Annotated in this window: 11 protein-coding genes and 2 pseudogenes; 3 read left to right on the top strand and 10 right to left on the bottom strand. The window is 62.4% G+C overall.

All coding sequences use genetic code 11. The annotated features are described in order from the left end of the window. Positions 1 to 32: 32 nt before the first annotated feature. Positions 33 to 86 (top strand): annotated as a pseudogene (locus ACFC3J_RS18940) (hypothetical protein); the annotation flags it as partial. A gap of 90 nt (positions 87 to 176) precedes the next feature. On the opposite strand, the pseudogene ACFC3J_RS18935 reads toward ACFC3J_RS18940, so the two are convergent. From ACFC3J_RS18935 to ACFC3J_RS18905, 7 genes and pseudogenes are all read right to left on the bottom strand, one after another. Continuing rightward, a pseudogene (locus tag ACFC3J_RS18935) lies at positions 177 to 998 on the bottom strand (Lrp/AsnC family transcriptional regulator); the annotation flags it as partial. Between the two features lie 54 nt (positions 999 to 1052). Continuing rightward, the gene (locus tag ACFC3J_RS18930; RefSeq protein WP_375197626.1) at positions 1053 to 1814 is read right to left on the bottom strand and encodes an SDR family NAD(P)-dependent oxidoreductase; all 762 of its coding nucleotides are present in this window, start codon (positions 1812 to 1814) and stop codon (positions 1053 to 1055) included. Between the two features lie 15 nt (positions 1815 to 1829). Next, a complete protein-coding gene (locus ACFC3J_RS18925) occupies positions 1830 to 3350 on the bottom strand; it encodes an amidase (protein WP_375197625.1) in 1521 nt (506 codons plus the stop codon). A gap of 11 nt (positions 3351 to 3361) precedes the next feature. Then, entirely contained in the window at positions 3362 to 4441 is a 1080-nt protein-coding gene (locus ACFC3J_RS18920) for a Rieske 2Fe-2S domain-containing protein (protein ID WP_375197624.1), read from the bottom strand. 17 nt (positions 4442 to 4458) lie between these two features. Then, the gene (locus tag ACFC3J_RS18915; RefSeq protein WP_375197623.1) at positions 4459 to 5328 is read right to left on the bottom strand and encodes an amidohydrolase family protein; all 870 of its coding nucleotides are present in this window, start codon (positions 5326 to 5328) and stop codon (positions 4459 to 4461) included. A 16-nt stretch (positions 5329 to 5344) separates the two neighbouring features. Beyond that, positions 5345 to 6994 carry a class I adenylate-forming enzyme family protein gene (locus tag ACFC3J_RS18910; protein WP_375197622.1) on the bottom strand — a complete coding sequence of 550 codons (1650 nt, stop codon included), beginning with the start codon at positions 6992 to 6994 and terminating at the stop codon, positions 5345 to 5347. Further along, entirely contained in the window at positions 6991 to 7185 is a 195-nt protein-coding gene (locus ACFC3J_RS18905; protein WP_375197621.1) for a hypothetical protein, read from the bottom strand. Before ACFC3J_RS18905 ends, ACFC3J_RS18910 begins: the two co-directional genes overlap by 4 nt. A gap of 216 nt (positions 7186 to 7401) precedes the next feature. Here ACFC3J_RS18905 and ACFC3J_RS18900 point away from each other — a divergent pair, with 216 nt between their 5' ends. Then, complete coding sequence (locus ACFC3J_RS18900; protein ID WP_375197620.1) at positions 7402 to 8175, top strand: SDR family NAD(P)-dependent oxidoreductase; 774 nt, start codon at positions 7402 to 7404, stop codon at positions 8173 to 8175. 158 nt (positions 8176 to 8333) lie between these two features. Next, positions 8334 to 10886 (top strand): TonB-dependent receptor, encoded by a 2553-nt coding sequence (locus ACFC3J_RS18895; RefSeq protein WP_375197619.1) that lies wholly within the window; start codon positions 8334 to 8336, stop codon positions 10884 to 10886. Positions 10887 to 10963: 77 nt separating this feature from the next. On the opposite strand, the gene ACFC3J_RS18890 is transcribed toward ACFC3J_RS18895, so the two are convergent. The 3 genes from ACFC3J_RS18890 to ACFC3J_RS18880 all read right to left on the bottom strand — a co-directional run. Further along, the gene (locus ACFC3J_RS18890; RefSeq protein ID WP_375197618.1) at positions 10964 to 11851 is read right to left on the bottom strand and encodes an SDR family NAD(P)-dependent oxidoreductase; all 888 of its coding nucleotides are present in this window, start codon (positions 11849 to 11851) and stop codon (positions 10964 to 10966) included. Next, positions 11848 to 12759: an NAD-dependent epimerase/dehydratase family protein gene (locus tag ACFC3J_RS18885; protein WP_375197617.1), complete on the bottom strand. Its 912-nt coding sequence runs from the start codon at positions 12757 to 12759 to the stop codon at positions 11848 to 11850. Before ACFC3J_RS18885 ends, ACFC3J_RS18890 begins: the two co-directional genes overlap by 4 nt. Beyond that, the coding region (locus tag ACFC3J_RS18880; RefSeq protein WP_375197616.1) for an SDR family NAD(P)-dependent oxidoreductase at positions 12756 to 13345 on the bottom strand (590 nt) is incomplete at its 5' end. The genes ACFC3J_RS18880 and ACFC3J_RS18885, both read right to left, overlap by 4 nt.

Genomic DNA, 13345 nt, shown 5'->3' with positions numbered 1-13345 from the left:
AGTTCAAGGCCAAGTACATCGACACCGGCAAGGTGCACTACACCTTCAAGGAGTTCCTGACCCCGCCGGCCGAGGTGGCCGCCGCCGGCTTCCTGCTGGCCCGCTGCGCCGGCGAGGACAAGTATTTCGATGTGGTGGACGCCATCGACCGCCAAAATCTGATCAGATGCCAAGGCGTGCAGCTTGTCCAGATCCTTGAACAGGCAGAAAGTCAGGATATTGAAGCGCCCCAGCATGATCATCACGGTGTTGACCATCGGCAATTCAGCGATCCTGCGCGCAATGTCGCGGACATTGTCGACGTCGGCCTGAATGTTGATGAAGGCGACCTTGGTGGCGCTTTCCATCTTGGGGCTGGTGAGAGCGGTAAAGGCAATCATCCCATCCTGCTGCAACCGCTTGATCCGTCCGCGGATCGTGCCTTCATTGACGCCAAGGTCAGCGGCAATCCTGCGATTGGATACGCGCGCATCCTCGGCCAATATGGCGATCAGCTGGAGGTCCAGATCATCGACGTCGGGCTTCGCGACGCGCGGGCGGCCATATTCCAGCGCGGCATGGCCATATTGATATTCCAGCGCAATGGCGGGCGTCATCGATCTCACGCCCCGCACCTGCGAGAATTTGCCGATGATGAGCGGTCCCAGTTCGTCCATGTCGCGCAGCACGACGATCAGGTCGATATCGTGCCGCCCGGTAACCAGATAGGCCGCAAAGACTTCGGGAAAAGCCGCCAGTTCATGGACGACTTCCGACGCGGGGCGGCCATCCACCTCCACCGCCATCTGGATGATGACGTTATAGCCATGCACGGCGAAATCGGACACGGCGATGACGCGCAGCATGTCCGCCTCCTCCATCCTGCGGATGCGCGCAGAGACGGTGGGAGCGATCAGGTCCAGGGCTTCGGCGATCTGCTGATTTGTCGCTCGACCATTTTTCCGCAATTGCTCGATGATCTTGCGGTCCGTTTCGTCGATCGAGAAACTTTCATTCATGCAGCGTCACATCCCCATATTGTCGCTCCGTCTTGCCAGCAAAGATCAAAGCCTTCAATCGCGGAGCAGCGATCCGCCATTCACATGCCAGAGCTGGCCATTCACCCATTCCCCATCATCGGACGCCAGAAAGGCGACGGCACCGGCAATATCGTCCGGCCTGCCGAGGCGCCGATGGGGCAGGCTGTCGCGCATCGACTGGACATAATCCTCGGTCAGATGCTGCGCCACCGCTTCGGTCATGACCACGCCGGGACAGATGCCATTGGCGCGGATCCCCTGCTTGCCGAACTTTCGCGCAACATGGCGCACCAGCGCGTGCAGCGCGTTCTTGGTCATGGGATAGGCGACCTGCAGGGGATTGCCTGAAATCGCCGCGCCCGACGAGGTGTAGATCATGGCACCGCCGCCCCGTTCGATCAGCATCGGCAAAGCAGCCTGGGTGGCCAGAAAATGGCTCTTCGCATTGATGGCGAAGCTGCGGTCCAGCACTTCCTCCGGACAGTTGAGGATGTCGATATCGCCTTCGGTGCCACCGGCCAGATTTGAATGATAGAAGTCGAGGCCCCCGAAGTGCGACAAAGCGGTTCCGACAATAGCCGCTTGCGACGCCGCGCTGGTCCCGTCCAGATGGACACCGACTGCCTTTCCGCCTTCCGAGCAGATCACCCTCGCCGTTTCGATGGCCCATTGCTCGACAATATCCCCGATCACGACCGCCGCGCCCTCCGCCGCCAGCCGCCGCGCCGTCGCCGCGCCGATCCCGCGTCCACCGCCGGCAACGATCCCTGCCCTGCCCGACAATCCCCGCATCATAATCTCCCGAAATTGCTAAATTCGCGGCCGCCGGTTTTTCCACGGCGCGGCGCTTTCCAATTGGGCGGCGAGGCGGAGCAGCGTCGCTTCATCGCCATAGCGCCCCATGAACATGACGCCGATCGGCAGGCCGTTTTTCGCCATACCCAGCGGCACCGACATGGCGGGCTGGCCCGTCATGTTGGCGATCTGGGTGAAAGGCGAGAAGGTCGCCGCCCGTTCTCCCCAATGGCCGAAATCGGTGTCGGGCGTCAGGTTGATCCGTCCCAGTTCCAGCGGCGGCGCGGCCAGCGTGGGCGAGAGGATCACGTCGTAATGGGCCATAAACTGCGCCATCGCCAGCGCACCGGCCTGAAGCGCATTGTTGGCGCGGGCGAAATCCATGCCCGTGGCTTTCTGCCCATAAGCCACGAAGCCGAGCGTGATCGGCTCCAGCACATCGGGGCCGATGGCCTGCCCGGTGGCCCTGGCGCGATCCAGCATGTCCGCGGCGACATTGGATCCGATCAGCACGAAGCTGGCTGCGCCCAGCGCCGCCATGTCGAGTTTCGGCGACGCTTCCTCGACATGATGGCCAAGGCTCTCGCATAGCCGGGCAGCCGCCCTGGCCGCTTCGGTGCATTCGGGATCGACCGGCGAACCGGCCGCGGGCGACAGCATCAGCGCGACGCGCAGCCTGCCCGGCGCTTTGCCGATCTGAGCCAAAAAGCTCTCGGCAGGGGTCGGCGCGGCATAGCGGCTGCCCGGCTCCGGCCCTTGCGTCGCATCGAGGATCGCGGCGGAATCGCGCACGCTGCGGGTCACGGCATGATGGACGGACAGCCCGCCCCACCCTTCCGTGCGCGGCGGCCCCATGGGCACGCGTCCGCGGCTGGGCTTGAGCCCGAACAGCCCGCAGCAGGAGGCTGGAATGCGGATCGACCCGCCGCCGTCGGTCGCATGGGCCGCGGGCAGCACGCCCGCCGCCACCGCGGCCGCCGCGCCGCCTGACGATCCGCCGGTGATATGAGCCGGATTCCAGGGGTTGCGCGTGTCCCCGTTCAGCTTGTTCTCGGTCGTGCCGGTCAGGCCGAGTTCGGGCACCGTCGTCTTGCCGAAGATGACGAAGCCCGCTTTCTCGATCCGCTTCACCAGTTCGGACGTCACCGCAGGCCTGTAGCCCCTGAAGAAACGGCTGCCATTTTCGGTCGGCAGGCCCGCAACATAGGTGTTGAGGTCCTTGAGCAGCCACGGCACGCCGCTGAACGGTCCCTGCGGCAAGCCATTGGCGATGGCAGCGCGGCCGAAATCATAATGTTTCTGGGCGAGGAAGTTGAAACGCGGATTGAGCGCCTCCGCACGGGCAATGGCCGCTTCCAGCAACTCGCTGGCGGAGACCTGCTTCCTTTGGACCAGTTCGGCGAGACCCATGGCGTCATGACTGTCGAGTGGATCTGTCGGCTTCGCTGCGGCGGCGCCCGATACGCTTGCCGCGCCGATCAGCGCCGCCGCGCCCGCCACCATTTCGCGGCGGGAGACGCCTGCTTCCTCTTCCATCACCCTAACCCTCAGCCCTGCACATAATAGCGCGAATAATATTTGCGGAATTGGGGGATCGGGCCGTCACCGTCGCAGATGATCGGATTAGGCTCGAACTTCTGCCGGTCCCACACCACCTTGTCCTGATCGAACTGCTTGCAGATGTCGCGAATGATGGCCCTGGCGACGCCCGCCCGCTCGCCTTCGGCCTGCGCCTTGGGCTGGGTGAAGCAGAAGCGGACGTGGACATGGTCCAGTTCGACGGGCGCGAGGCAGGCGACCAGCAGCGTCTCGGAAATGCCGGTAAAGCGGGTCCAGCTCTGCCCCGGTCCCATCGTGTCGTAGCTGATGAGACCGTCGACCTCACCCCAGGGCGTGCCCATCCTGGCCTTGACGTCGGCGCCGCGGCCCCATTCGCCCCAGCGCAGCTCGCCCAGCGGCACATCGGCGGTGCCGTGGATATAGCGGAAATGCGCGACATCTACCCCGTTTTCGGCCATGTTCTGGATCGACCCCCAGACATTCCATTCATGAACCTCATAGTCGGTCCATTCCGGATCGGTGGCTTCGGGCAGAACCGCAACCTCGAACAGCGGCTCTGCATCCTCCGGGTGATACCATGCCCAGATCCAGCGATTGGCTTCCGTGACGTGCCAGTTGCGGGTGCATTTGCGCTTCACCTGCGGCGGAACGGCGCGGGCATAGGGAATCTCTTTAACCGCCGCCTCATCGCCGTCATAGCGCCACGCGTGGAAGGGGCATTCCAACATATTGCCATGCACCTTGCCGCCATGGCCCATATGCGCGCCGAGGTGCTTGCAATAGGCATCGAGCATGCGGACCTTGCCATCCTCGCCACGCCAGATGGCAAGATCCTTGGAGAAATAGCGCAGCGGCTTGACCTCGCCCGCCTGCAGTTCCGACGACAGCAGGATGGGATACCAGCCAAAGGGAATGCCGATATTCAGATTGCGCTCTTCGATCGAGGCGCGGCCCTTCACTTCGGCGAGGCGCCAGTCGGCCAGATCCTGCCCTTTCAGCTTTTCGAGAATTTGCCAGACGGCGACAGGCGGGGTGCGCGCATCGGTTGCGGCTTGCGGGTTGGACATGGGAACTCTCCGTGAACTTATTTGAGGCCGAAGACCTTGATGGCGTTTTCGCGCAAGAATTTCGGCCAGACCTCATCCTTGAACGGCACATTCTGCATATCGCTGAAGATGCGCTCCAGGCTGAGGCCCATGGGGAAATAGCCTGCATAGATGATCTTGTCGGCGCCGCGCGTATTGGCGTAGTCGATGATCGCCTTGGGATAATGTTTGGGCGCGAAGGCGCTGGTCGAATAATAGAGATTGGGCCATTTCAGCATCAACTTGACCGCCAGCGCTTCCCATGGCTCCGCGCCATGACGCATGACGATTTTCAGATCCGGGAAATACCAGCAGACTTCATCGAGATGTTCGACCTTCTGCGTTTCCATGGGAATGCGCGGGCCGGGTATTCCGACATTGAGCAACACCGGCAGCCCCAGTTCCGCCGCACAGGTGTAGATCGGGAACATATATTTATGGTTGATCGCCACCTGCGGCAGCGTTCCGGCAGGAAAGACGCTGATCGCGGACAGGCCGACCTCGGCATGGATCCGCTTGATGCGGAGTACTTCCTCCATGCCATTGTTCGGATCGCACGGCAGGTCGAAGAAGAAGCGGTCACCGAACATCTCCTTGGCACGGTAAGATGTCGCATTGCCGTTCCAGCCGACCAAGGCCCTGTCGATATTATATTGATCCATCTGATCGACAGTCCAGGACACGAAATCATCCGCCTTTCCGGTCTGCGGAATATCCTTGAACATATATTGGGCAGGCATCGCAAATTGTTGCAGCGTCTGCTGGTCCTTGATCAGCGGACGAAAAGGTGCGAACCATTCGGACCGGTCCTCCGCCTCCGGTATGCCCAGCATGCAGTCGATGATCTTTATGTCCTTGGGCATGCCCATGGGAAAACTCTCCTGTTCAGTGGATCGCCGCCAGTTGCGGCCAAAGCGCGCGCAGCGCGACCTTGTTGATTTTCTGGGCGTCGTTGCGCGGCAACGGGCCGGGTGAAAAGGCGACGCGGGCAGGCGCCTTGTACCGGGCGAGCCGCTCCGCCACCCAATCGATGACCATGCGCTCTTCCAGCCCCTGCGCCTGCACGACCGCGACCAGCAATTCGCCAAGCCGCTCGTCCGGGATTCCGAAGGCCGCGCATTCGGTGACCTGCGGCATTTCGCTCAATACCCGCTCGACTTCGGCGCAATAGATATTTTCGCCGCCGGAGATGACCATGTCCTTCTTGCGGTCGACGATGAAGATGAAGCCTTCCTCATCGACATAACCGACATCGCCCGTGCGCAGCCAGCCATCGGCCGTAAAGGCCTTGGCTGTTTCCTCCGGCCGGTTCCAATAGCCGTTCATGAGCATGGCGCTGCGGACGACGATTTCACCGCTTTCCTTGGCCCCGCAAAGACCCCCGTCGATCCCCTCAATGCGCAGATCGACCAGCGGCAGCACGCGTCCGGCCGACGCCCTGTTGCGCAGAAAGTCGGCGCCGACGGCCTGGGCGATCGCGCCCGACGTTTCGGTCATGCCATAGCCGACGCCGATATGGGCGTGGGGACAAAGCGCCCGCACTTCCTCCAGCAGATTGAGCGGCAAGGCCTGTCCACCCGAGCCGATGTTGCGCAGGGAGGAAAGGTCGGTGTTCCCCAGCTTCGCCCGATGCACCATGTCCCAGAGCATGGTCGGCACGGAGGAAAGCTGCGTCACCCGCTCCTTCTCGATCAGCCGCACCGCTTCTTCGGCATTCCATCGCCGCATGATGACACTCTTCGCGCCGGACAGCAGCGGCGCCAGGAAGCCCGACCCCAGCCCCGAAATATGGAACAGCGGATAGACCAGCAGGCTGGCCTGCGGCGGCGCCTTCGCCATGATGGCGTCCACCGGCATGCCATGTTCGCGCGCCATGTTATGGAGCACCATCATGCCGGTCAGCTGCGTGCCGAGCAGCCCCGTGATCAGGCTGCGATGGGACAGCACTGCGCCCTTCACCCGACCCGTCGTGCCGGAGGTGAAGAGGATTGCGCACGGATCGCCGGGCTGCGCGACGGCCGCATTGCCCGACAAGGCACCCTTCTCCTCCAACGGCGCCGTCACGTCGAGCAGCGGTCCGGCATAGCCGCCCTGGCGGATCAGTTCGGCCCTTTCGCGATCGGCCAGAACCAGCGCCGGCGTGACTTCCGCGATCATCGCCGCCAGTTCGGCGGGAGAGCCCCGGCTGTTGAGCATCGCTGCAATCCCGCCGGCGCGGATGACCGCAAGAAAGGCCACCATCCATTCGGCGCGATTGCGCATGCAGATGGCGACGCGATCCCCGCCCCGGATGTCGAGATGCGCCGCCATCCGGTCCCGCCAGGCAAAGACCTGATCGAAGGACAGGCGGCGCTCGCATTGCTTATCGTCGAAATCGACGATGCAAGTGGCATCGCCGAAGCGGCGCGCGGATTCGACGAGCTGATTGAGGTCCGACGGCGCGCGCAGGAAATGGCGCACGCCATCCTGTTCGCCGATCTCGAAAGGCGTGCCCGGACCGGTGACTTCGGCGAAGACAGGGTCGACCTTGCTCATGGCCGCTGCATCCCGGCAACCAGAGGCAGTTCCTCTCCCACCATCACCGCTCCTTCGATTCGTTTGCGCTGTTCTGTTGCGCCAACAATATTCCTCCATTCGCGTATTTCAAGATAATTATTTTTCCGCAATTGTGCATCGAGACCAAAGACGCCGGGCGGCCCCTCGCACCATGCAAAATCCCTGACCAAGTGGCTCGGAAATATCGAATATTTACGTAGTATGGCGAAGCCTCGGCGACCGGGACCCCGTTCAAGGTACCGGTTCAGAAACGCTTCCGGGCAACACAGCTGTCGCTGTATTCGTAATTTTATCATTTACAAATTTCGCATTTTGCGGAAATTGGAAGGAGAGAAAAGCAGGTGCCGCGTGGCGGCATTTTTTCTGGAAGAGGAAAAATACAGCTCATGGCCCAGGATTTCGAAGGGCAGGTCGCGATCGTGACTGGCGGCAGCGACGGAATTGGCCTCGCCACGGCTAGCCTTCTCGCGGAACGCGGGGCGCAGGTCGTGATCTGCGGACGCCGCCAGCAATTGCTCGACAATGCCCGCGAGGTCATCGCCGCCGAAGGGGGCAAGGTCGAAACGATCCGGCTCGACGTCGCCGACGACAGCGCTCTTGTTGTCATGATCGAGGAAACCGCCCGCAAATATGGCCGGATCGACATGCTGGTGAACAATGCGATGTCGACCCATTATGCGCCGATCAGCAAATTGACGCTGGACCATTGGCGCAAGGATTTCGCGGTCAATGCCGACGCCGTCTTCGTCAGCACCAAGGCTGCGATGAAGGTCATGGCCGCAGCGGGAAAGGGTTCGATCGTCAACATCGCTTCCACCTGCGGCATTCGCGCGACAGCCAATATGGCGAGCTATTCGGCATCGAAGGCCGCCCTTATCCACTTCACCGCCGTTGCCGCGATGGAAGGCGCGCGGCTTGGCATCCGCGTCAACGCCATCGTGCCGGGTCAGGTCCAGACCGCAGGGACGGAGGAGTTTTCGGCCCGGGCGCCGGACATTGCTGCCCGCACGGCCGATGCCATTCCCATGGGCAGGGGCGGCCAGCCTGTAGAACTGGCGCAGGCCATCGTCTTCATGCTGTCGGATGCCGCCAGCTACATAACCGGCACCGCACTGCCGGTCGACGGAGGCAAGGCGGCGCAACTCTACATGCCCTCCTGAGCCATCCGGCCTGACATAAAAGCGGAATTTATCGAGACATCATATCGCGATATATGCGCATATTGCCATATTGAACTTATATTTGCGGATTAATATTTGACATTATATCCGCATATATGCATTTCGTGATCCATAGAACATTCGAGGGGAGATTGAGGATGCCCAAAAGCTACGCACGCGCCGTCCTGATGCTGGGCGCAAGCACCTTGGCAACTGTTGGAGCATGGGCCGGGCAGGCTCAGGCCCAGAATGCGGCCGCGTCGGAACAGGCGTCAGGACTGGATGAAATCGTCGTCACCGCGCAGAAGCGCGCGCAAAATCTTCAGGATGTGCCGATCGCCATCAGCGCGATCGGATCGGAAAAGATCGAACAGCTGGGAGTGAAGGACAGCCGCGACCTCAGCGGCCTTGCGCCCAATGTCGTCATTACGCAGGGCACCACCAGCAACAGCGCGGCCGTATTCTCCATGCGCGGCATTTCGAACGGCGGCAGCGAGAGCTTCGGCGTGGATGCGGCCAACGGGCTTTATGTCGACGGCGTCTATATCGCGCGCGGCGGCGCCATGGGTCTCAGCGTCATGGACGTCGAGCGGGTGGAAGTGCTGCGTGGTCCGCAGGGCACGCTGTTCGGCCGCAACACGACGGGCGGCGCAATCCATTTCATCTCCCGCGCACCCTCCTCCGCCTTCCGCCTGAAGGCAGAGGCTGGCTACGGCAATTTCAACGCCTGGAACGGCAAGATCAGCCTCGATCCGGGTGAGATTGCGGGCATTTCGACCAGCTTTTCCTACAGCCATAGCGAACGCGACGGGGTGATCGACAACATATTGCAGCCCCGCGATTCCAAGGATCCGGGCGCCCGCAAGTCGGACGCGCTGCGCGCTGCGGCGCGCATCGAACTGGGCGGGACAGGCAGCATCCAATATATTTTCGACTGGACCCGGATCAGCGGCACGCCGCTGCCCTTCATCCTGACCAACGTGTCCGACGGCACGCCTCGCCCGCCGATCACCGTCGACGGCCAGCAGGTGGTGGTGACCCAGCAGGCGCCGGTCGCCCAATATCTGGCGGGCGCGACCTTCGCCAATCCCGAATGCGCGGCGCTGGCCGGGCCGTCGCGGACCTACCGTCATGAGGTGTGCAACAACATCCTCAGCCATGCGCTCGACAAGACCTGGGGCCATAATCTTCAGGTTCAGAATGATTTTGGCCGCTTCAAGGTGAAGTCTACGACGGGTTACCGCTTCTGGAACAGCGACAGCGTGACCGATCTGGACGGCATCGGCGCCTTTACTGGTCCCGCCTTCTCCAATGCGACCTTGTTCAACGGCATGCCCGCCTCGCTGCTGCAATATATTCCCTCGATCCCGGCGGCGGCGCGTCCGTTCATCGCGGCGGCATCCGTGCCCACCGTCACCCAGGACCTGTTCGACGTCCAGAATAGCCGTCGCCACAAGCAGTTCAGCCAGGAATTCGAAGTTTCCGGCGATACGAGCGCGCTCGACTGGGTGGTCGGCGGCTTCTATTTCTGGGAAAAGGGGTCTGAAAACGGCTATCAGAACAGCGGCTACATCCTCGACACCAACAGCGTCTTCCTTGCCAATTTCGGCGCGTTGGGGCCGGCCTTTGCCGCCGCCAACCCGGCCCGCTACCGGATGGTGCAGACCCGCGCGCGCCTCTTCTATACGGCATCGGCCGAGAGCACCGCTCTTTACGGCCAGTTCACCCTTTATCCGGGTGGACGGGACAGCGGTATCCGCCTGACTGCGGGGGGCCGCTACACCTGGGACGCCAAACGGATGGTGCGCTTCCAAAATGGCGCGCTTCCGCCCGCCACTCCGGAAGTGGGCGACGCCAAGTTCAGCAAATTCACCTGGAACCTGATGGCCGGCTATGACGTCGCGGACGGGATCAACCTCTATGCCCGCGCCGCCACCGGCTATCGTTCGGGCGGCTTCAACTCGCAGGACCCGGTGCTGACCGGCACCAACCAGCTTGGCAGCTTCAAGCCGGAAAAGGTGACGTCCTATGAAATCGGTCTGAAAAGCGAACTGTTCAACCGCCGTCTGCGCTTCAACATTGCAGCCTATCATAATATCTATGACAATCTGGCGGTGCTTGGACCTGTCACTGACGCGCCGGTCGGCACTTTCGCGACCCGCATCATCAATGCGGGCAAGGTCGTCTACAATGGCTTCGAAGTCGAAACCCAGGCCGTGCTGAGCGACAATTTCTCGCTCGACGGAAGCCTTGGCTATATCGACATCAACTATAAGGAATTTCTGGCGGGCCAGTCACCCGTAGCAGGCGCGCCGCCGGTCAACATCGCGTCGATCGTGACGCCCGGCTTCACGTCGCCACTGACCGCCAATGTGGCGCTGAACGCCCAGTTCCCGCTCAACTGGGGTAATGCCACCCTGCGCGGTCGCGTCGGCTATACGCATGAAGACGGCAAATATAATTTCAGCAGCTCGGTCGGCTCGCCCTTCAACGAGCAGTTGAAAGGCGACGATATCGACCTGATCGACGCCCAGATCGGCGTTGACGGAATTCCTCTGGGCAGCGGCGAAGGCGAAGTGCGCCTGTGGGTCAAGAATCTGACCAATGCCAAGGATTTCGTCCGCAGCATCGATTATGGCCAGCTCGGTTTCGGCGGCGGCTATTATGCCGAACCGCGGACTTATGGCGTCACGCTGGGCGTCAAATTCTGATCCCGTTCCGGAGCGCCACCTCTCCCGGCGCTCCTCCTTATTCCCGCCTCCATCAATGGAGGCGGGATTCTTTGCCTTCAGGACGATCCGGGTATCTTCAGGCCATTGCCGCTGATCATCGGCACGTTCGTCCACTCTCCCGTCGGCGTCCGCATCCAGCCCGACGCCGCAAGCGCGCCGCCGTCGACATGAATCGCCGTCCCCGTCACCCAGGCCGCCAGCGGACTGGCAAGATAGAGCGCCGCCCCCGCGCAGTCGGACGGGTGGCCGAAGCGGCCTAGCGGAATCCATTTGTCCATATGGCCGCGATTTTCCGGCGGGATCATGATGTCGAGCGCCAGTTGCGGCGTGTCGGTGGTTTCCGGCGCGATGTCGTTCACGCGGATGCCTTCGGGCGCCAGTTCCAGCGCCAGACTCTTGGTGAAGCCCGCAATCCCGCTTTTCGCCGCCGCATAGACGGAGCAATAGGGAATGCCGCGATAGGCCTCTATCGAGGTGATGTTGATGATGTTCGCCCCCGGCGCGGCGGCGCGAAGCAGCGGCAGCATCGCGTGCGTCACGCGCATCAACTGGCCGAGATTGGTGTCGACTATCTCGTCCATCTTCGACGCGTCCAGCATGGCGAAGGGCAGGGCATGCACGAAATGACCGACATTGTTGACAAGGATGTCGAGCTTCCCGGCAAGGGTTGCGACCTTGTCCGCCAGCATGGCGGGCGCGGCCCGATCACGCACGTCGCAGGTCACGACCAGCGCGGCCGGCAGGGCGGCCTGAACATCGGCGGCGCGTTCGGGATCGACCTCCGCGATCACCAGACGGGCACCCGCCGCCGCGAAGGCTTCAGCGACGGCGCGTCCTATACCAACGCCGCCTCCGGTGACGCAGACCGTCTTGTCCGTGAAATCGAGCGCTTCCCATGGCTTTGACATGCCGTTCTCCCCTGCCGTGCCGTCGCCGCCCGTCATGCCGCTACCCTGCCGAACTGGGCGACGATTTCCTGAACCGCAGCCTTTATGTCCTGCCGGCGATAGCCAAGCAGTGCGACTTCGGCCGGATCGGGTTCATAGCGGATCCAGTTGCCGCGCCCCTGCGGAATGGCGACATCGGGCAGCAGCGGCAGTTCCGCGTCCCGCTCCTCGACCTGAACATCGCGGCCGACCGCATCGAAGAAAAGCTGGAAATAGTCGCGGAAGGACAGATTTTCGTCCCCCACCAGATAGGCCTTGCCCGGCTCGCCGTGCAGCAGCGCGCCTTCGATCGCCTCCGAGAGTGACTGGAAGGACATGAAATTGGTGCCGCCCGGCGGGGCATAGTTTTCGATCGGGATCAGGCCCTGCGCCCATTGCACATAGGGTTGGAAAATAGCGCTCGGCAGGCCGGAAACCGTGCCCACCATGAAGGGCGCGTTGACGCTGACGACATCGAAGCCGGAGGCGCCCTGCGCCCGCGCGCCTTCGCAGGCGGCCAGGCGCGAGCGGATATAGCCGTTGCCCGCGAGCAAATCGGGCGACGCCTGCGGGTAGAAGCTGCCGAGCTGGATCGCCCGCGCCACCCCGGCTTCCCGGCATGCGGCGAAAAAGGCCGGGACGGCCTCATGATTGGCCTTGACGAGAAAGGCGTCGAAATCGCTGCCCTGCGGCACATGGCGTGGATCGTTGCCCGCCGCGAAGACCACCCAGTCAAAGCCCTTCAGCCGGTCCGCGGTGAAATCGCCCGCGACATAATCCCCCTTCAGGAAGGGCATGGTGGCCATGGGTGTGCCGTGTTGAGCCGGATTGCGACCGCCAACGGTAACTTCATGTCCTTGCGCCCGCAAATGAACTGCCGCATGTCCCCCCAGCGCGCCGGTCCCGCCAACAATCAATATTTTCATTGCTTTACTTCCTTCCCTGCCCGTGCGGCATCGACTTTCTCTTTTCCGTGGATCGCCTCAACCATGGCGGTCAGATCGGGATTGCGGCGCAGATGATTGCCGCCGTCCACCGACAGGCACTCCCCTGTCATCCAGCCGCTTTCCGGTCCGGCGAGAAAACGCACTACCTTGCCGATATCCTGGGCCATCCCCAGCCGTCCCAGCGGATATTCCGGCATGAACTGATCCAGAAGGCCCGGCGTGTCGAACATGGGGCCGGTGGCGTCCGATCGGGTCATGCCGGGCCGCACCGCATTGACGCGAATATCCGCTGAACCCAGTTCATCGGCGGCGGCGCGGACCAGCCCTTCCAGACCGCTCTTCGCGACATGATAGGCCGCCAGATAGGGGAAGCTCATCGGGCCGGAACTGGACGAGGTGCAGATGATCGACCCACCCGGCTGCATCAGCGGGGCGCCATGGCGGATGACGAAGAAGGCGGAGAGAATATTCTGCTCCAGTTCGCTCCTCACCGTCTGCGCATCCAGCATCAGAAGGGGCATGAAACCGCCTCCACCCACCGTCGCAAAGAGGATGTCGAGCCGGT

It is taken from the genome of Sphingobium sp. (genome assembly GCF_041987595.1).
GTDB lineage: Bacteria > Pseudomonadota > Alphaproteobacteria > Sphingomonadales > Sphingomonadaceae > Sphingobium.
The sequence above is the reverse complement of the archived record's forward strand: the minus strand, read 5'-3'. Positions and strand labels throughout refer to the sequence as shown.